The organism is Qipengyuania aestuarii (genome assembly GCF_019711535.1).
Lineage (GTDB): Bacteria > Pseudomonadota > Alphaproteobacteria > Sphingomonadales > Sphingomonadaceae > Qipengyuania > Qipengyuania aestuarii.
In genome coordinates, this window is record NZ_JAIGNP010000003.1 from 35,323 (window position 1) to 54,880 (window position 19,558).

Sequence of the window (19,558 nt, forward strand, 5' to 3'; positions counted from 1 at the left end):
GTTTACGCGGCGCGCACCTCGTCTGCCAACGGATCTTCCATCCAACGGCGATGCCACATGCTGAAGCAGATGCAGGTCCATAGATGAAAGCCCCAGTTCCTGCGGCCGGATAAATGTTCTTGCCAGCGACGAGCGACTGCCTCGCTGTCGAAGTGTCCCAGCTTTTTCATTCGAGCCGCGCTCAAGTGCTCTTCCGCCAGTTCGCGTAACGGACCGCGCAACCAATGATTAAGGGGCACACCAAACCCGCGCTTTGGGCGATCGATCATGTGGTCGGGCACCCGTCGTGCGAGCAACCTCCGAAGGGCGACCTTGCCAGCCGTACCCTCCGGCATACGCAAGCTGTCGGGCATGCGCCATGCCGTCTCAATCACCTTATGGTCGAGCAGCGGCGAACGTACTTCCAGACTTGCCGCCATTGATGTCCGATCAACCTTAACCAGGACGTCATCGGGCAGGTAGCTCACGGCATCGACGAACATCATCTGTTCGAGCTTGCTGAGCCCCTGTGGAATCTCTGCTGACACGATGGGACTCGGCCCCGGTCCATCAACATTAATCCATTGGGATAAGAAATGCTCGTACCGATGTCGAAAGTCGGGTTCGGCGATAATGCCGAGCAGTTTTTCCGCCCTGTCTCCTCCAAGTGTCCCGGCAACACTCCCCGGCCTCAAAAACGCATTCGCCTTGGTGGCGGCATCGAGAAGCCAGACCGGTGTCCCAGTGGCCAGGCGCCGCACACCGGCGGGTATCTGCTGCGCCAAATGCTCCATAGCGAGCATGCGCGGGTAACGCATGTATCCGCCAAAAAATTCGTCCCCCCCATCGCCGGAAATGGCAACTGTGACTTCCGACCGGATCAGGCGGGAAATAAGCAGCGAGGGCAGCTGAGAAGGATCGGCGAATGGCTCATCGAAGACCTCTTGCATCTCCTCCACGGCGGAAATTGCCGAACGGGGGTCCAGCATCAGCTCGGTGTGCTGTGATCCGATATGAAGTGCGAACTCAGCCGCGTCGGCGGTTTCATCAACTTCCGGTTCCGAGAAACCGACTGTGTAAGTTCTGGCTGCACCGGAAAGCCGCTCCTGCATCAGCGCACAAACAAGGCTTGAATCCACACCACCCGAGAGGAAGGCACCCACCGGCACATCTGCGATGAGCCGCTGTTCGACTGCCTGGCCGAGGCTATTTTCCAGCGCATCGAGCGCCTCGCCTTCGTCATCGAAGCGTGTCGCGCAACCATTGCCGGCCGCCGAATACATGCTCCAATAGTTGCGCGTAAGATTTAGCAGCGTGGCGAGGTCGGTGGGATCATCGTCGACTGCGATGGAAACATAGCTCGCAGGAGCGAGCTTGCCGATATTGCGATAGATCGACAATGGGGCGGGGATATACCCGAGCCGGGCGAAATGCCCCGCAGCGGCTCCATCAATTTCGGGACGGGCGAACGCGGGGTGTTTTCGGATCGCCTTCAGTTCGGATCCGAACGCCAGGGCTCCCTGAACCATGCCGATGTAGAGTGGCTTCTTTCCGAGCCTGTCTCGCGCGAAAGAAATCTCGTTTTTTTTGCGGTCGAATAGGGCGAGCGCGAACATTCCATCGGCCCGCTTAAGTGCACCGGCAAGGCCGAAGCGTTCGATGGCTTCAAGCAGAACCTCGGTGTCAGATGTCCCGCGAAAGCGGACACCCAGGGCGGCGAGTTCAGAACGCATCGCAGGGAAGTTATATATTTCGCCATTGAAGACGAAGACATAACGACCAGAGGCCGATGCCATCGGCTGCGCCCCGGTTTCGGACAGGTCGATGATTGCGAGGCGGCGATGACCGAAGCCGATCCGTCCTCCGGCCTCAAGGACGGATCCGCCCGCATCTGGCCCGCGATGATGCAGAGAATCCCGCATCTGATCGAGCACACGCCGCGGATCGGCCTGAAGCCTGCCGGAGAAGTCAATGAAGCCAGCAATTCCGCACATCGCATGAATGTAGATGGCCCCCGGTCCCATGCGAGGGGGATTTTGGGTATCGGAATAGAACTAAGGGTGAGTAAGCTCCGAGTGGCAGGCGGCGGAGGTAGTCGTTGCGATCACAGCCGCACAGCGGTGCTGGACTTCACGCTGCGGCCGCAGTTTGGCTTTCCCTTTCGAGAGCCGCCAGCGCATCTTCGATTACGGAAGTGGTCTGCATGTTCGCGAGGCATTCACGTATGCGCGTCGCCTCGATCGCATGATTGGCACCCATTTTTTCGATCTGCCTGATGATACGGTCGACACCAGGATCCCTGATATCGAAGACATAGTCCTGCTGCTGGAAGTGAGCCGCGAGATCGAGATATTTGCTAGCCCAGCCAAGAATGATTGCAGGTACGCCTGACCGGTAGGCAAACACTACCGAATGGTAGCGCGAGGCGACCACATATTTGAACTGACCGACGATATCTATGAGTTCAGGGCTCGAATATTCTCCGGAAATGACTCCGATGCGGTCCCTTGCGTCCACTTTGGCGAGAACTCTTTCCACCAACTGGAAATCGGCAGTCGACGTATTCAAAATGTACACCTTCTCCCCATCGTCCAGCAGTTTGCTCAGCAGCTTGGCATAGAGCTCGAGAACTGCGTCAGGATCGCCGATCCGGAAAACGTTCTCATTGATGATGAAGCCGACTGCGCCGGGCTCAGGTTGGTCTATTTTCGGCGGCTCGTAATCGGGATGAATATCACTCGCTTTAGGGAAGATCGCCTCACGTATAACCATATCCGCAGACAGTTCTACATTGCGCAGGCCCAGCGATTTCAGACACTCATATCCCTCGATCTCACGTGCATAGATCTTAGTGCAGTAGCTCAGCTCTTGCTTAACCTCCGCCAGAAATTCTGCATCGTCATCCTCCCCCCAATCGAAGGGACCGAAGCTTTGCGGCATGAGAATGATCTTCTTGCCATAGCGTCTGGCGATCCTGATCGTCTGCAGCAGCAGGCGCCCGCCTCCTTTGCCCCAACCAGAGCCAAGCGTGTACCCGCTGGCATCAAGGATGGCATCTGCGTCGCGCAGTGCCTGCTCCATCTGGCCGACACTCCCATTCCATTTGTCGGTCTTGCGCCAGAAACCGGCGAAGGATGCAATCAGCGGAGTCAGGACCGGCACGCTGCTCAATCGATACCTGTAGAGAAGCCTGGTGAAATAGTCATACGGAAGGAGCTGGAAATCATATTGCTCCGGTTCGTCGTATTTATTGGCGAATCCTATCACCTCGCAATCCGGATATCTCTCCTTCAACCCTGAGTAGAGTGAGAGAAACATCGCCTGAGAGCCCTTGTTTCTCATCTGGATACCGGTGATGATAAACTTCTTCATAGTGGGTCAGACTCTCTCGCTGGAGTGTGCAAGGCCCTTCCGAAGGCCCCCGATGTCGATCTCCTGAGGGGTGATCATGCCATGCATTACCAGCCCCAGTTTCGCGCCGCAGGTGAGCAAAGCGATTAGCTCTTTTGCGCCGCAGAGGAGCCGAGTTGATTAGGGGCCTTCCCGCATTAGTCTTTCTTCCACTCTTCCCTCACGAAAGGCGCTAATGCAGCCTTACATAGTGGCGCCGTTAAGATGCTGCTTCGGTTGGTTGGCATACCAGTGATGGAGCGACTGCCCGCTCAAGCGCTCCAATGCTTCTACCGATGGTTGATAATATTCACCCAAGCGATCCCGCAATTCCTTCGTGAGTTGCGGATATTCGGTCTTGCGCGCTACGAGCCCGCGGGCAGCTTCGAAAGGCGCGGAACCTCTAAGTGGGCGGACAATGGGCTTCAGCCATGCGAGCCTCCGCCGCATCGTGGGTGGCACGAGCGGTGCTGTCTTATCCTTCACCTTTTGGGATCCCACTTGCGCGATTGCGCGCGGCGGCAGCCCGAGGTGCGTGCGAACGCGCAGCATTTGCGCTTCAGGATCGCGGGTAACGCCATCAAAGAAGAGAATGAGAAGCCTGTCGCGACCATAAAGGTCGATGAATGGCTCAAGATGCGAATGGAAATTACCCGATCCCAAGATCTGCATATTCTCGCCGCGAGAGGGGTCGAGGTAGGATTCAATATTCGGCCCCACTTCGCCCCGCCTGAACAGCATGCAGTAGCTGGAGTAGGCGCGCTCAACTGGATTACGGAGCTGCGCAATCAGCCTGATCTGTGGCAAGTCGCGATGGAGGCGGGCAGCGGCCTCGGGCGAATACAGATAGGAATTCGATTTCTCACCGATGAGCCGGCCATTCGAAGCTCCCTTGAACTGCGAAAGATACCAGTCTTTGCCGCGATCGTATTCACGCGAGAAATAATGCAGCTCAGGATCCGGCATGTAGACCGCTGGGTCTGCCTGCAATTGGGTTTGCAGCCAGGTCGTTGCTGACTTCGCCGCGCCGATGATTACGAAATCGATGTCGCTCAATTGCATTGGCTAAGGCACCCCTGAATAATTCATTGCCGGACAAAGCGGATCGCGCCCTTTCACTCGGCGCGATCGAGCCTGACTTGTAGCGCAAGGGCGACCCAGCGCGGGCCGCGGCGGTCTGAGACTTTCCCGCGTGAACCCGACCGCGTCAATTATCCTGATGGGCACCGTAATCCCGACCGTTGCCCGATGCGCCGAACAAACTGCCTTGAAGCATCATTCAAAGCGCGAAAAAAATGTGGACTTTCTGCGGACCGATGGGTCCCACTCGGCGACGCGACTCCGTGATGCAATCGCCCAATGAAGGGACACTTTCCCCAATGGCCCGAAAGGTAGGACCGATCAGTCAGCCTGAAGCCAATGCCCGACAGCACTAACCCCAATGGGATCGGAGATCTCATTACGGCAGTCGGCTTATACCGATGCCCAATTTTTCAGCCCCACCAAATTTGGCACCTCAGGGACATTCGCACCGGCTCGCGCAGACGAGACCAAGACGAGTATCGGCAACCGTCAATCGAGGGGGTGACATGTGATATTTACTGACCCGCTCTTTCTATTCGTGTTTCTCCCCATTGCTCTGCTCGCGTTTTATACGGTCGCGAATTTTCTCGGCAGAAATGCCGCGCTCGCTGTACTATTCGTCGCCTCCATCGCGTTTTACATACCATACGGTCTGTTCTCCGCGATCCTGCTGGTCGCTGCGCTCGTCGTAAATTTCGTCGTGGCACTCGCGGTGACCTTCCTCGACGAAAGCAAAAAGAGCCGTCGGCGCATCTATCTCGCTGGCCAGGCCTACAACATCATCACGCTGTGCTATTTCAAATATAAGATCGCCAGCCTGCTATTCGGTCCGAGTGCCGGCATCATGGTGGATATCGCAGGCATTGCCATCCCAGCGGGCATTTCATTCTACACATTTCAGGGCGCGGCCTTCCTTGCGGATGCTTATTCGCGGGACAAGAACGTGGCTCAATTTCTTGGTCAATTGAGATCGCTGCGGTCGGTCGGTGCAGCCTTCTGCCGCTACGGCGCTTTTGTAAGCTTTTTTCCGCAACTGATCATCGGGCCTATCACCTACCTAAGCGAGTTTAATCCGCAGACCCGGTCCAAGCGATTTCTCCGCTTGGACCCGATCGACCTCGCCGTTGGGCTGACCTTTATCTCGATCGGCATGTTTAAAAAGGTCGTGATTGCAGACAATCTGGCTCCCACTGTCGATATCATTTTCGGAGCCGCTCAAGTTGGTGCGGAAATCCATCCGATGCAGGCATGGATCGGCGCACTGGCCTACATGGCACAGCTCTATTTCGATTTTTCGGGATATTCGGACATGGCTTTGGGCTTGGCTCGGATGTTCGGCCTGAAATTGCCGATCAATTTCTTCTCCCCCTTCAAGGCCAATGGCATCATCGATTACTATCGCCGCTGGCACATGACACTGACCCGGGTCATTGCGCGTTTTCTTTACACGCCCCTGTCAGTAGCCGGGACTCGCTACGCCATGTTCAACCGGCTTGCTCCGGTGCCAGCGCATCTTCTCAGCCTGTGGTTCCCGATGCTGATCAATTTCCAGATCATCGGCCTGTGGCACGGGGCATTATGGACGTTCTGCGTCTTCGGCCTGATGCATGGCCTCTGGTATGCTTTGGAAACCGAAGTCCGGGCATCCAAATGGTATAAGTCGGTAAAGGCGAAGGCCTCCCCGGTTATCCTGGGTTTCCTAGAGCGGGCGGTGTTCTTCTTGCCGCTATTGCTGAGCCTCGCCATGTTCCGCTCCGAAAGCGTTATCGGCGGCTTCCACCTGTTCTCGCAGATGTTCGGAACATCGTTCGACGCGCGTTCACTCTTCAATATGCGCGAACCAGTCATGATGCTGACGATCGCATTTTCGATAATCTATTTCTGTCCAAACAGCGTCGAGCTGATGCGGCGCTATCGTCCCGCCATCATGACTTACGAGAACAAGAGCTACGGCCTAGCAATTATGCGCGGACTGTGGCGGCCGGGCTGGGTACAGGCGAGCTATCTCTCGGTCCTAGTCCTCGCCTCGCTCTATTACGTCTCCCGCCAGCCGCCATTCCTCTATCAGGGGTTCTGACGAAATGACGAAGCCGATCCGTTCATCACATTTCGTCACCGCGCAATCGGCGGCTACCGGACAAAGATCAATTTCCGCCACGCGTTGGCGGGCAGCGCGCCCGATGCTGTTCGCCGCATCGCTGATAACTGCCGTCTACCTGTCTCTGGCGGCCCTCGTCATCGCGGTGGATCCTCACAATGTCTACAGCTGGGGCGCCGATCCGCGCATCGAGGCCGACGATACGCCAAGGGATCTTGTGATCGACTGGATCGACGTGGCCGCCAAGGATCAATCCTACAACACTTTCCTCGTCGGGAGTTCGGTCACTGCCATGTACTCCCCTGCTTATATGCGGAGCGTACTGGGGCAAGATGCGCGGGTCATGAATCTCAGCTACGGCGGCCCCCGCCCCCGCGACCGGGACCTTGTGCTCGGCCAGCTCGCCGACAACCCAAACCTGCGGCATCTCATCCTGACTTTCGACTGGACCTATATACAGAATCCGGAAATCACCAACCGCGGCTTCCCCGCCTTTCTTTACGACGACGATCTGACCAACGATCTCCGCATGGTTAATTTGCCAACTATCCGGAGGACGTTCGATGTCTTGGCGGGCAACCAGACCTACAGCAACACGGACGATACCACTTACAAGTCCTATATCGATACCATGTACGATGGCTTTCAGCAGCCGTCGCAAATGGCAGAAATCGCGCGCGTGGTAGAGCGCGGCCGCAGCCGGATCGGTGCTCTCAGCGGGCGGAATTGCGATAGCTTCCTTGCCATCAATGATCAGCTAATCCCGCGACTGCGATCCTTCGCCAAGCGCGGCGTGCGGGTCGACATACTCGTACCTATTGCATCCTATGCCTTCTACTATGTCCGCCAGAACGACATCAGCCCGACCCTGCTCGACGAACAGCTGGTGGCGCGCCGTTGCCTGGTCAATGCTGCGGCCGATCTTTCGAATGTCAGAATTTTCGCCTTCGACGACGATCCCGCCATTGCCGGCGACCTCGCAAATTTTCGTGAGGTCGGCCATGTCTATGATCCTGCCATCCTCCACCGCTTTGTGAGCGCTCTGTCGACCGACAGCAATCGATTGACCCGTCAAAATTTGGCGGAACACGAGCAGGCCGTTCGTTCGGCAGTCGAAAATTATCGCACCACCAACAGCCAACTCGGCCGAGTGAATGCAGACTCCACGTTCTAGACCAAGCGCTAGCGCGGTCTGAAAGCCGGAAGGATAAGCAATATGTCGGATTACCAAGCCATTCTCGACCAGGTTGCCGAGATAATCAGGGACATTTTCGATGAGTACGAAGGCCCTGTCACCATGGAAACAACCGCCAACGATGTTGCCCAATGGGACAGCCTCTCTCACGTTCGTCTGATGGTGATGATCGAGATGGAGCTCGGCGTCCATTTCAGCACTTCGGAGATGCAGAGCTTCAAGAATCTTGGCGACCTCGTCAGAGCGTCGGCGAAGCAGAAGGCATGATAAAAGAGCGTTTCCTCTGGCGGCCTCCGCTTGCCGAAAACTGGGCTGATCGATTGGCCGCCGTCGAAGCGCTTCTAAGCTCCGGGCAGGAACCGGACTATATTGCCCTGAAAACTCTCGCCAATCAGAGATTAGGCATGCGCGAACATTTGCGGATGGAGCGCCTTGCACAAAAAGTGAAAAAGCAGGCCCTCATGCCTCAAGGGTTCGCTCCGATCACGCTTGGCCTCTTGGGCAGCCGTACCTTGAGCTTCCTTCGAGGCCCGCTGGCCGCCGCTGGCCTGGCGCGCGGTCTGGATATTTCCGCTCTCGAAGCTCCGTATGACAGTGTCGCCAGCTATGCATATTCCCCGGTCGACTGCTTCGGTCAGCCACTCGACGCTCTGCTGGTCATAATCGACGAAACCGCAATTTCCGGGCAGCGTGTCATCCTCGATCACGAAGCCGAGAAAGCCGCGCTGGCCGAAGCGGCGGAGCTCGTGATGGCACTAGCAGCCGCTGCGAGAGAAAAATCTGGGTGCCGGGCCATCTTCGCTACTCTTCCGGGTTCCGACCAGATCTCGTCGTCCGATCTTGCAACACCTGGCTCGATGGCTCGCTTCAGGCAGCGCTTCAATCTCCTGCTGGCGGATGGGGCGCAAGAGGGAAAGTGGCTGCTGTGGGATCAGGCGGCCCTCGCCGACCGAGTGGGTCTTGATGCATGGCTCGATCCGGTCCGCTATCACGCGGCGAAAACACCTTTCAGCGTTGATGCATGCCCACTGGCGGCAGACAATATCGCGGCACTGCTGGCAGCGATGAAGGGCAAGGCTGCGCGCGGCCTCGTGCTCGATCTCGATAACACGCTGTGGGGCGGCGTCATCGGCGACGATGGGCTTGCTGGAATAAGGCTCGGTCAGAATTCTCCTGAAGGGGAAGCCTTTGTGGCGTTTCAGAACTTCGTCCTAAGCCTGCGCAACCGGGGCGTCGTGTTGGCGGTCTGTTCCAAGAACGCCGACGATATAGCGCGCGAACCCTTTCGCGCCCATTCCGAGATGGTCATCAAAGAAAACCATATTGCCGTGTTCCAGGCGAATTGGAGCGACAAGGCGACGAACATCAAGACCATCGCCGAAACGCTGAGCCTCGGCCTCGAATCGCTCGCATTCGTGGACGACAATTCCGCCGAACGTGAAAGGGTGCGGCAAGAACTTCCGCTAGTCTCGACAATCGAGGTGGGCGACGATCCCTCTTTCTTCATCCAGCGAATCTCACATTCAGGATTGTTCGATCACCTCCCGCTCAATCAGGAAGATATCGCACGGGCGGAAAGCTATGGCGGCCGTGCGGCCGCCGCCGAAATCCGTGCGCGGATTGGTAATTACGAAAATTACCTGACCTCGCTCTCCATGCGCATGTCCATTGCCCCCTTCAACGGCGCCGGTCGTAGCCGGATTACGCAGCTGATCAACAAATCCAACCAATTCAACCTCACCACCCGCCGCTATGAAGAAGAGGAAGTGCGTGAATTTGAGGAAAACCCTGAAGTGATAGGCTGGCAGGTTGGGTTGGAGGACAAGTTTGCCCGGCACGGCATGATCGGCGTAGTTATCGTGCGCAAGGAAGATACCGCCTGGACAATCGACAGTTGGCTGCAATCCTGCCGCGTGCTCGAACGCGGAGTGGAGCAATGCGTCATGAACGCGCTGTTCGAATCCGCTGCTGCGGCAGGCATTGAGCAAATTCGCTCAACCTATATACCCACTGACCGCAACGCCATGGTGGCTGATTTTTACCCACGGCTCGGCTTTCCCGCAGGCGACGATCAGACAGATGGCTCAGTGCATTATTCATGCGCAGTGGCGGATTATGTGCCGCACCGTACATTCATCGAAATATACCAAGCAGGATAACGGATGGCAGCGCAGCCTAGCGGGGGTGCCAGAAGAAACCGAAGTGGCGGAGCAGGAGGGATTCGAACCCTCGATACGGGGTTACCGTATACACACTTTCCAGGCGTGCGCCTTCGACCACTCGGCCACTGCTCCGCATCCCGGAACGCGCGCCTCTAGCGGGCAATGACGAGCGGCGCAACTGCTTCCATAGCCACATTTGCATCAGCCAAGAATGCGACGAGCCGTGGGAACCCAGGTAAGCAGGCAATCGTTGCTGCCATACCCCCGAGTCACGGTGTTGCGCGGAATGACATTTCCTTCGAACGCCGTAAAATGCCCCTTCCCGCCCATTTAAACGCGCGGGAAGGGGCTTTTCTTTTGCGCACTTGTTGGCAAGCTGACCTGCGATGAACAAGCACCTGATCTCGCTCGCTGCAACGCTCGTCCTCACCACACCGGTTTTTGCCCAGAATCAAACCGCGCCAAGCCCCGGCGAAATCGTGGATCGAGCCTCTCAAAATGAATGGGTGAAAATCGCGGCAGAAGATCTGGTGATAATGACGCTGGCACCAGATTCCCACGGCCAGCCGCGCGAGGTGATGATCCAACTCATTCCCGAACCTTTCAGCCAAGGCTGGGTCAAGAACATCCGCACCTTGGCCCGCGCGGGCTGGTACGACGACATCACCATCAACCGCGTACAAGACAATTACGTCGTCCAGTGGGGCGACCCTAATTACGACAACCCGGAAGCGGAAGGGGAGGCAAAGCCGCTGCCAGAGGGGCTACGGACGATTGACGAGGAAGATTATACGTCCCCAGTCACGAGCATTCGGATAGGGGAAATGCCGCCCGAAGGTTATGGTTGGACAAGGGGCGATGCCTATGCCGCATGGACCGATTTGTACAAAGGCTGGCCAATTGCGTCAGACGGAAAGCAGGATTGGCCTGTCCACTGCTATGGCATGGTCGGCGTCGGTCGCGGGATGTCTCCCGATACCGGCACCGGGGCTGAGCTTTATACAGTGATCGGTCATGCGCCGCGCCATCTAGACCGTAATATTGCGCTTGTCGGACGGATCGTCGAGGGGATGGAGCACCTCTCCTCCCTGCCACGCGGGTCGGGCGCATTGGGGTTTTATACGGCGGAAGAGAGCAGCAAGAGAACGCCCATCGTGTCGGTCCGTATCGCAAGTGACCTGCCCGCAGATGAGCGCCCATCGTTCGAGTATCTTTCGACAGAAGGCGAAACCTTCGCCGAGTATGCTGATGCCCGCGCCAATCGCCGGGATCCATTCTTTATCACTGCCGCGGGCGGCGCGGATATCTGCAACATCCCGGTACCTGTGCGGCGCACCGATCGCTAAGTTCGTGCCAGACCCATTGGCCACCAATGCCACACTGCGGAAATGGCAGGGAAGTCGCGGAACCTACCATCTCGTTACGCTGGCCGGCTCGGCGGCTGAGGCCATTGAGATGCACGAACGGCTCCACCGACTGGAGTTTGGCGCAAGGCGCGGTTTCGGATCGGTAAAGGTTGTGGCGCAGATTGGCGAAACCGCATGGAAGACCTCCGTCTTTCCCCAGAAGGGCAAGACCGAATGGGTACTTCTCGTCTCGAAAAAAGTCATGCGAGCAGAGGACCTGGCCGAGGGCGACAGGATCGCACTGGAGCTGGAATTGCTGTGAAGCGCCGCGGCCAGCATCATCGCGGGCTAGCCTGGTTGGTGGCCGGCGGGCTCGGGGTAGGAGCAGCAACCGTCCTATCGAGCCTTTTCCTGCCTCATGAAAGCCTATGGCACGCCCTCGCAGCCCCGCAAGAAGATGGCACCTGGCAATTCACCACGATCGACGACCGCGATGTCCGTGCCGATGGATACAGTGTCCGCATTCATTGGGGCGAGGTGATCGCCGGATATGACGGCTGCAACAATTGGGGGACAAGCGACGGCAATATGCTCGACAATGGCGAGCGCATCATCACCATCGATTTGCAGGAGTGCGCGTCACAGCCAACGGATGAAGCGTATTGGCAGCTGACCCGGGCGACCGCCACCATGACCTTGAAAGGCTCCCGCCTGTTGCTGCACGACGAGCTTCATCGCGGCGAATTGCGACGAGTCGAGGCGCGATGATTAGGAAGCCAACCCGTGGCCAGCATCACAAGGGCCTGGCTCGGGTGACACTGGCAGGTCTCGCCGTGGCACTGGTGCTGGCTGTCGGCGGAATGTTCATACCTCATGGCGAAACCGTTTGGCACCTCATCGCGGCACCGGAAAAAGACGGTTCCTGGCATTTCGTCAGCATCGACGGAATCGATGTGCGAGAGGCGAACTATGCCGTGAGCCTGCGCTGGGGCCGGATCCGCGGCTGGAACGACGGCTGCAATGCCTGCGGTTGGAGCGATGAGGGTCAGCGCATCTGCACGCTGGCCCTGTGCATCAAGCAGCCAAATGAACGGCTGTTCCGCCTATGGCCGCAAAGCACTCCTACCATCCAGGTTAAAGGCGACCGGCTCTTTCTGACGATTCCCGGACACACCGCCGAACTGGTCCGCAAGCCCATCCACTGATGCTGCAATACCATGCGACGCGTGAGATGGCACTCAGGTAAGCTTACATGTGCCAGCGCTGGAGTAGGCTGCAGCCGCTTTTGGCCCCAGATAAAGTTCAGAACTTTTCCATCAATTCGATGCGATTGCCAAACGGATCGACAATGTCGCCCCGGCGATAGCCTTCCAGCGGTTTACCCGGTTTGAAAGCTACGCCTGCAGCTTGGAGCTTGGCGACCAGTGCGCCGAGGTTCTCGACCAGTAAGGCGGGATGCGCACGGCGTGCGGGCAGGAAAGCGTCTTCCACGCCGCAGTGAATGGCTACGCCTTCCCCTTCAAACCAGCAGCCGCCATTTATCGCCAGATGTGACGGCTTGGGCACCTCGCTCAAGCCCATCGGGCCGGTCCAGAATTCGCGCGCATGCCGTTCTCCGCCATGTGGCATGGCCAGCTGGACGTGGTCGATGCCGGTAATCAGGCTCATTGATCTTTCCTCACGCCCGCTCCGCCTGCGCGACGGCATCGCTTGCCCTCAGCGCGCTGAGGATACGGCTGAGATGCGCCAGATCCTGCACCTCCAGGTCAACCTCGTAAGTCGTGAACGGGTGATCGAGCTGCGTCTGGTCCAGGCTGGTCACGTTGACCACGTTCTTGGCGAAGATGCCCGCCATCTCGGCCAGCGTGCCAGGCCGGTCGTAAAGCGTCACGCGCAAACGCCCGACGGCCCCCCGCGAACGCCGCCCCCAGCTGAGATCGAGCCAGTCGTTATCGATTCCGGTGGCAAGTTGGTGACAGTCTATCGCATGGACCTCGACCGCCTCGCCTTCCTTGCGCAGTCCCACGATCCGGTCACCCGGAACCGGATGGCAGCAATCCGCCAAGGTATAGCCGACACCCGGGGTCAGGCCGCGTATGGAAAGCGACTTGCCATTGCGCAGCCATTCATCATCTTCCTCGGCCATTCCATCGGTCGAACCAGGGATCAGCGCTTCCATCACCTCGCGATCTTTGATCTTGGCCGAACCGATGGCGTAATAGAGGTCTTCAGCATCGTCCATTTCCAGCCGCTTCAACGCCTCGCGTAGCGCTTTCTTGCCTACTTTGCCGGGCAAGCGGGTGGTGATCTCGTCGTAAAGCTTCTGACCGATATCGGCGACTTCATCGCGTTCCTTCTGACGGACGGCACGCCGGATGGCGGCGCGCGCCTTGCCGGTGACCACGAAGCCCAGCCAGCTCATCTGCGGCTCGGCATTCTTGCCCTTCAGAATCTCGACCACATCGCCATTGTTGAGCTGCGTGCGCAGCGGCATGTGGCGCCCGTTGATCTTCGCCCCCACAGTTTGCGCGCCGAGATCAGTGTGGACGGCGAAAGCGAAATCGACCGCCGTCGATCCCTTGGGCAGCTGGAAGAGTGCCCCCTTGGGAGTGAAGGCGAAAATGCGATCCTGGTAAATCGCCATGCGTGTGTGCTCGAGAAGTTCTTCGGCATCCTGACTGGTGTCGATAATCTCGATAAGGTCGCGCAGCCAGCCAACCGCACCATCCGGCCGATCCCCCTGCTTGTAGGCCCAATGAGCCGCGAGCCCGAATTCGTTGGTCCGGTGCATTTCACGCGTGCGAATCTGCACCTCGACGCGCATCGATTTCCCATAGATCAGCGAAGTATGAAGGCTACGATAGCCATTCGTCTTCGGCGTCGAGATATAGTCCTTGAACTTGCCAGGTAGAAATTGCCACGTCGTGTGCAGAACGCCTAGCGCTCGGTAGCAATCCGCCACGTCATCGCAGATGACGCGGAAAGCCATGATGTCGGTGACCTGGTCGAAAGACACGTGGCGTTCCGCCATCTTTCGCCAGATCGAATAGGGATGCTTTTCCCGCCCCGACACTTCGACTTGCATACCGGCTTCTGCCAGCGCGTGCTTCATGTCGAGAGCGATGGCATCGACCTGTCCGCCATCCTCCTCGCGAATCTGCTTCAGGCGGTTGGTAATAGTGGCATAGGCTTCGGGCTCGATCTGCTCGAACGCGAGCAACTGCATCTCCCGCATGTATTCGTACATGCCCACTCGCTCTGCCAGAGGCGCGTAGATATCCATCGTCTCACGTGCGATGCGGCGGCGCTTTTCCGGTTTCTTGATGAAATGGAGCGTGCGCATATTATGCAGCCGATCGCCCAGCTTCACCAGCAGGACGCGGATATCCTCGCTCATGGCGAGTAGGAACTTGCGCAGGTTCTCCGCTGCCCGTTCGTTCTCGGGCATCTGCTCGATCTTCGAAAGCTTTGTCACCCCGTCGACCAAACGCGCGACCTCGCCCCCGAAATTGGTCTCGATATCGTCGATTGTGGCGAGTGTGTCCTCCACCGTATCGTGCAACAGCGCGGTGACGATGGTTTCCTGATCGAGTTTGAGATCCGTCATCAACCCGGCCACTTCGACCGGGTGGCTGAAATAGGGATCGCCCGATGCGCGTGTCTGTGTGCCGTGTTTCTGAACGGTATAGACATAGGCGCGATTGAGCATCGCCTCGTCGGCATCGGGGTCGTAATCGAGGACCCGCTCTACGAGTTCGTACTGGCGCAGCATGGTCGGATCACGATGTGGGCAAACAGAGTTGCAATGCAACGAAAAAGCGCGGGCGTCGCTTTCAAATATGCTTTTCCAGCTGGAGCAAGAGGCTGGCTGGATTGTCGAGCCTGAAAGCCACTCTTTCGACCATTCGCGCCTTGCCGAAGAGCGGGCGATATTCCAGCGGCCGTGAAAGGCGCAGAACGACGTTGGGGTGAGAGAGGATGGCCGCGTTCAGGACAGTCGCCTGCCGCGTTTCCGCATCGCTGATTGATGGCTCGACAGCAGCAATGGCGTTCAGAGGCACGGTAAAGTCCACGAAGCTCCCGCCGCGCACACGCAGGCCTTCGGCCTCGAGCAGCACTGGATAGAGCCGAAAGGCTTTCATCATCGCGATAATGAAGAGCGCACCCCAGACGCCCAGGCCGAGCAGCAATAGCGCGGCGGTTTCGCTCCAATGGCTGACGAGAAGGTCCACCACCACGATCTCGATCAATTGCAGCACCAGAAAAGTGGCGACCAGCGGGTTGATGACTTTGTGATAAGCGAATGCCTGCGCGCCGGGAGGCACATGAGGTTGCGCCTTCCAGCTGAACAGCGCCAGTCGCATCATTGCGCTTTCATACACGGCGAAGCGCACCAGTTTTTCCGGCAGGACAACGCATGCCGCGGCTTGCATTGAACGTGTGCGGCGAAAGGCTTGGACGGCGAGATGCAGGCTCCAACTCACATAGGCGATGATCGTGAGCCCCATGGTGACAAGCAAAGACTTCATATCGAGCAAGGCTGATCTGACAGGTATAGCTGCCGAAACGGTGGCGATGACGCAGCCAAGCGCAATCGCTCCAAGTAACGCGCGCAGATCGGGGCTTTTGGTCGGTGCCTTGGCTAACAGCGTAAGCGCCAGAGCGTCGGCGGCAATCCAGACAAACAAGAGCGCCGCAGTGCGCGGATAGCGCGCGGCAAGGTCGCTATGGGTCGCAAATCGAGCGGATAGTATGGCGAAAAAGGGGGCGAGAAGCACCAACAGTGGCACCGCCTTGGAGAGAGAACGAGAGGTCACCAATCCGACCCGCGGGGATCGGCAGTAATGGCGGGCCGTTGCCCTTCCGGTGCATGCTGCCACGGCATGCCTTGAGAATAGATCGCTTCAACCGATCTGAAAAGAGCGAACCTCCGAACGCCCCGAGACAGGTGGCAAGGCCTCGCTCTAGTCACTAGCTTGAAGGTCAACCGACAGCATCTAAGCGAGGCCGACCATGAGCGACATGAGAACCGAAACCGATTCCCTCGGGCCCATCAAAGTGCCTGCGGATGCCTTTTGGGGTGCGCAGACGCAGCGCAGCCTGGAGAACTTCCCCTTCCCTCCGCACCAGCGCATGCCGCTTCAGATCGTGCATGCCCAGGCGACCGTCAAACAGGCCGCCGCCCGCGTCAATCGCAGCCACGGGCTGGACACCAAACTGGCACATGCGATCGAGGCAGCGGCTGAAGCAATCCGCCGAGGTGAGCATGACGACCAGTTTCCGCTGACCATTTTCCAGACTGGAAGTGGCACGCAGACGAACATGAACGTCAACGAAGTGATTGCCGGTATTGCCAACGAAGCTCTAAGCCAGACGCGGGGCGGTAAGGAGCCGGTCCATCCCAACGATCACGTCAACAAGTCGCAAAGCTCGAACGACAGTTTTCCGACCGCGCTGCACATCGCCGCCCTCTTGGATGCACGGGAAACTCTGCTGCCCTCGCTGGAAAGGCTCCATCGAGCGCTTGCAGCCAAATCACAAAGCTTTGAGAAGCTTGTAAAGATCGGCCGCACCCATACGCAAGATGCAACGCCGCTGACACTCGGCCAGGAATTTTCAGGCTATGCCGCTCAGATCGACAGCTGCCGCAAGCGGATCGAGGACTCTCTTAGTCGCGATCTCGCGGCACTGGCTATCGGGGGCACCGCTGTCGGAACCGGGCTGAATGCACCCGAGCGCTGGAGCGCGGACATGGTGGAGCAAATCAACGCCATCACGGGCGAAGCCTTCCGACCCGCCGACAACACTTTCGAACAGCTGGCCGCGAAAGACGGGCTCGTGTCGTTTTCCGGCACTCTCAACACGCTAGCCGTCGCACTCAACAAGATTGCTAATGATATCCGGCTTTTGGCATCCGGGCCGAGATCGGGCCTGGGCGAACTGTCGCTGCCGGCGAATGAGCCGGGAAGCTCGATCATGCCGGGCAAGGTCAACCCAACACAGGTGGAAATGCTGACCATGGTGGCCGCGCAAGTCATCGGAAACCATCAGGCGGTGACCGTCGGCGGCATGCAGGGTCAGTTCGAACTCAACACTTTCATGCCGCTGATCGGATCCAATGTCCTGCGTTCGATCGAGCTGCTGGCCATCGGCATGGACAGCTTTTCCAGCCGCTGCGTCGAAGGGATCGCGGCGAACGAGGATCGCATCGCCGAGCTGGTCGACCGCTCGCTCATGCTTGTCACCGCGTTGGCGCCCGAAATCGGATATGACAACGCGGCGAAGATCGCCAAGCATGCGCTAGCCAATGGGCAAACCTTGAAGGAAGCCGGTCTCGAGCTCGACCTTGTCGATGCCGAAACCTTTGACCGGCTCGTCCGCCCTCAGGATATGGTCTGATCTAGCTAGTCATTCCCAGCACACGGTCCACTGCGCCGCGCGTCACGGCGTGGTAGCTCGGGCGAGTCTTGGCATAGATCCGTTTCGCGATCGGGCGCCCCCATTCGCCTTCGCTCCACAGAACCTGGAAGAGCGGGCGCACGAACTTTGCTCGCCCGACGCGGGCGAGGAACTGCTCCGCCTGAGGCACGGCCGGTTCATAGCGATTGGCCAGCGCCAATTCGAGCCACAGGAACAGGATCTCGTTGTTCTGGGTAGTCGAGAGGCCCAACTGCCGATCCAGTTCAGACAACTGCGCCGCGCTGCGCTCCTTCGGGATATTATCGAGGAAACGCATGCGCTCGGCGCTGGTCCATCCGTTGTAAACTACCGGAATCGAGCTGGATGCGGCATAAGCCTGCACTGCGCTGTCGACCTCGGCGAAGGCCGCAGGGTCCGGACGGGCCACATTGGAGGGTAAGCCCGGCTGGAAAATCCATTCCCGCAAAGCCAGCTGCTCGGCTTCGGCATCGTTGCGCACGAGGTTCGCCATCATGTCGTCATAAAAGAGCTGGCTCGTGGCGGGCTGGAAGGCGTGATTGTCGAACCACTGGCGTAGCCACGCATCGAACCGCTCACGTCCGGCGATGCTTTCGACCGTCCGCAGGAAGAAATGTCCTTTGTCGTAAGTGATGGCGCTGCCGATCTCGGCCCCGTCGGTGCTGTGGTGCAGCGCGGTGCCCGGCGCATTCATCCCGACCTCTGCCAGCGTTTCCTCGATATTGGCGAAAGACAGCGCGGCTTCCTGTTCGGCGCGCTTCTTGCCGTATACGGCTTCCACGATCCGGTTCTCGAAATAGGAGGTCACACCTTCGTTCAGCCAGCTGTCTTCCCAGACTGCATTGGTGACCAGATTGCCCGACCAGCTATGCGCCAGCTCGTGCGCCACAAGCCCGTTGTTCGACCGATCGCCCGCGATGAAGGTCGGCGTGAGGAAAGTCATCACCGGGTTTTCCATCCCGCCATAAGGGAAGGACGGTGGCAGCACGATCATGTCATAGCGGCCCCAGCGATAATCGCCGTAGAGTTCTTCCGCTGCCTCGACCATTTCTTCCGTATCGCCCACCTCGGCGCGCGCGCGCGCCAGTGTGGACGGCTCGGCCCAGACACCGGTGCGCGGACCGATCGCGGCGAAGTCGATATCGCCTGCGGCAATCGCTATGAGATACGGCGGGACTGGCTTGTCCATGACGAAGCGGAAAGCGCGGCGGCCGTTGCCCAGATCTTCGGGCTCGCCCTGACGGACGCCGCTCATCACCACATCGAGCGGCTTGGGTGCGGTGATGCGCGCTGCCCATGTCTGACGGATGCCGGGGCTGTCCTGCGTAGGGATCCATGTCCGGTTGAGTATCGCCTGCCCCTGACTGAAGAGATAGGGATATTCACCGCCCGCCGTCTGTTCGGGAGTCAGCCATTGCAGCGCCTCGGCATCGGGGGCGGAGGCGTACTGAATCTGCACTTCGCGGGCGTTGCCCATGGTAATCGTGAGCGGCGCGCCCTTGCCTCCTTCGCTGACGGTATCGCCCAGCTTCCAAGCCAGCGGATTGCCCGCGCCGTCGCGCACCCCCACAATCTCGAGTCCATTGGAATCGAGCACGATCGCACCTGCATCGGGCCGCGCCAGAATATCGAGATTGGCGACGCCGGTCACTCGCTTGCGATCGAAATCGAGTGCCAGGTCAAGATCGACATGTGTCACCCGAGCCACCTGTGGCTGCGCATAGGTCATGCTGTCCACCGCATCGGCACCGGTCAGGATCGGCGAGACCATCGGTTCGCCCGCCCTCATCGATCCGCCTTCCGACGGAACGGTAGTGCAAGCGGTGCTGGCAAGCAGCAGCGAAAGGGCAGTGGCGATGCGACGCAT

The 19,558-nt window shown here is 58.6% G+C and carries 16 protein-coding genes and 1 tRNA gene; 9 read left to right on the forward strand and 8 right to left on the reverse strand.

Features of this window, described 5'->3' with window-relative positions; translation table 11 throughout:
• Window positions 1–2 precede the first annotated feature (2 nt).
• The 3 genes from asnB to K3175_RS09825 form a co-directional block, all read right to left on the reverse strand.
• Window positions 3–2,003, reverse strand: a complete 2,001-nt coding sequence (gene asnB / locus K3175_RS09815) for an asparagine synthase (glutamine-hydrolyzing) (protein WP_221543243.1) — start codon at window positions 2,001–2,003, stop codon at window positions 3–5.
• 106 nt (window positions 2,004–2,109) lie between these two features.
• A complete protein-coding gene (locus K3175_RS09820) occupies window positions 2,110–3,351 on the reverse strand; it encodes a polysaccharide pyruvyl transferase family protein (protein WP_221543244.1) in 1,242 nt (413 codons plus the stop codon).
• Window positions 3,352–3,573: 222 nt separating this feature from the next.
• Window positions 3,574–4,431 (reverse strand): sulfotransferase family protein, encoded by an 858-nt coding sequence (locus K3175_RS09825; RefSeq protein WP_221543245.1) that lies wholly within the window; start codon window positions 4,429–4,431, stop codon window positions 3,574–3,576.
• Window positions 4,432–4,960: 529 nt separating this feature from the next.
• Between K3175_RS09825 and K3175_RS09830 the strand changes: the two genes are divergently transcribed.
• Genes K3175_RS09830 through K3175_RS09845 form a run of 4 tightly spaced genes read left to right on the forward strand, consistent with a single transcriptional unit; the run spans window position 4,961 to window position 9,904 of the window.
• Window positions 4,961–6,529: an MBOAT family O-acyltransferase gene (locus K3175_RS09830; protein WP_221543246.1), complete on the forward strand. Its 1,569-nt coding sequence runs from the start codon at window positions 4,961–4,963 to the stop codon at window positions 6,527–6,529.
• A gap of 4 nt (window positions 6,530–6,533) precedes the next feature.
• Window positions 6,534–7,724 carry a hypothetical protein gene (locus K3175_RS09835; protein ID WP_221543247.1) on the forward strand — a complete coding sequence of 397 codons (1,191 nt, stop codon included), beginning with the start codon at window positions 6,534–6,536 and terminating at the stop codon, window positions 7,722–7,724.
• Between the two features lie 42 nt (window positions 7,725–7,766).
• Window positions 7,767–8,012, forward strand: a complete 246-nt coding sequence (locus K3175_RS09840; RefSeq protein WP_224813229.1) for an acyl carrier protein — start codon at window positions 7,767–7,769, stop codon at window positions 8,010–8,012.
• Window positions 8,009–9,904, forward strand: a complete 1,896-nt coding sequence (locus K3175_RS09845; protein WP_221543248.1) for an HAD-IIIC family phosphatase — start codon at window positions 8,009–8,011, stop codon at window positions 9,902–9,904. The genes K3175_RS09840 and K3175_RS09845 overlap by 4 nt, the downstream gene beginning before the upstream one ends.
• Window positions 9,905–9,948: 44 nt before the next feature.
• On the opposite strand, the gene K3175_RS09850 is transcribed toward K3175_RS09845, so the two are convergent.
• A tRNA-Ser gene (locus tag K3175_RS09850) sits at window positions 9,949–10,039 on the reverse strand.
• Window positions 10,040–10,293: 254 nt separating this feature from the next.
• Between K3175_RS09850 and K3175_RS09855 the strand changes: the two genes are divergently transcribed.
• The 4 genes from K3175_RS09855 to K3175_RS09870 are packed head-to-tail and all read left to right on the forward strand — an operon-like array spanning window position 10,294 to window position 12,458.
• On the forward strand, window positions 10,294–11,253 hold the full coding sequence (locus tag K3175_RS09855) for a peptidylprolyl isomerase (RefSeq protein ID WP_221543249.1): 960 nt from the start codon (window positions 10,294–10,296) through the stop codon (window positions 11,251–11,253).
• Window positions 11,254–11,269: 16 nt separating this feature from the next.
• The gene (locus K3175_RS09860; RefSeq protein ID WP_247710851.1) at window positions 11,270–11,575 is read left to right on the forward strand and encodes a DUF1905 domain-containing protein; all 306 of its coding nucleotides are present in this window, start codon (window positions 11,270–11,272) and stop codon (window positions 11,573–11,575) included.
• On the forward strand, window positions 11,572–12,021 hold the full coding sequence (locus K3175_RS09865) for an META domain-containing protein (protein ID WP_221543251.1): 450 nt from the start codon (window positions 11,572–11,574) through the stop codon (window positions 12,019–12,021). The genes K3175_RS09860 and K3175_RS09865 overlap by 4 nt, the downstream gene beginning before the upstream one ends.
• Window positions 12,018–12,458 (forward strand): META domain-containing protein, encoded by a 441-nt coding sequence (locus K3175_RS09870; protein ID WP_221543252.1) that lies wholly within the window; start codon window positions 12,018–12,020, stop codon window positions 12,456–12,458. Before K3175_RS09865 ends, K3175_RS09870 begins: the two co-directional genes overlap by 4 nt.
• Window positions 12,459–12,555: 97 nt before the next feature.
• On the opposite strand, the gene K3175_RS09875 is transcribed toward K3175_RS09870, so the two are convergent.
• The 3 genes from K3175_RS09875 to K3175_RS09885 all read right to left on the reverse strand — a co-directional run bounded on the left by K3175_RS09875 (window position 12,556) and on the right by K3175_RS09885 (window position 16,034).
• Window positions 12,556–12,921: a VOC family protein gene (locus tag K3175_RS09875; protein WP_221543253.1), complete on the reverse strand. Its 366-nt coding sequence runs from the start codon at window positions 12,919–12,921 to the stop codon at window positions 12,556–12,558.
• Between the two features lie 10 nt (window positions 12,922–12,931).
• A complete protein-coding gene (locus tag K3175_RS09880) occupies window positions 12,932–15,025 on the reverse strand; it encodes a RelA/SpoT family protein (protein WP_221543254.1) in 2,094 nt (697 codons plus the stop codon).
• A gap of 61 nt (window positions 15,026–15,086) precedes the next feature.
• Window positions 15,087–16,034 (reverse strand): hypothetical protein, encoded by a 948-nt coding sequence (locus tag K3175_RS09885; RefSeq protein ID WP_221543255.1) that lies wholly within the window; start codon window positions 16,032–16,034, stop codon window positions 15,087–15,089.
• 232 nt (window positions 16,035–16,266) lie between these two features.
• Between K3175_RS09885 and fumC the strand changes: the two genes are divergently transcribed.
• On the forward strand, window positions 16,267–17,652 hold the full coding sequence (gene fumC / locus K3175_RS09890) for a class II fumarate hydratase (protein WP_221543256.1): 1,386 nt from the start codon (window positions 16,267–16,269) through the stop codon (window positions 17,650–17,652).
• A 1-nt stretch (window position 17,653) separates the two neighbouring features.
• Here the strand turns inward: fumC and K3175_RS09895 are convergent, their stop codons facing one another.
• Window positions 17,654–19,558, reverse strand: coding sequence for a M1 family metallopeptidase (locus K3175_RS09895; protein ID WP_221543257.1), 1,905 nt, complete (start codon window positions 19,556–19,558; stop codon window positions 17,654–17,656).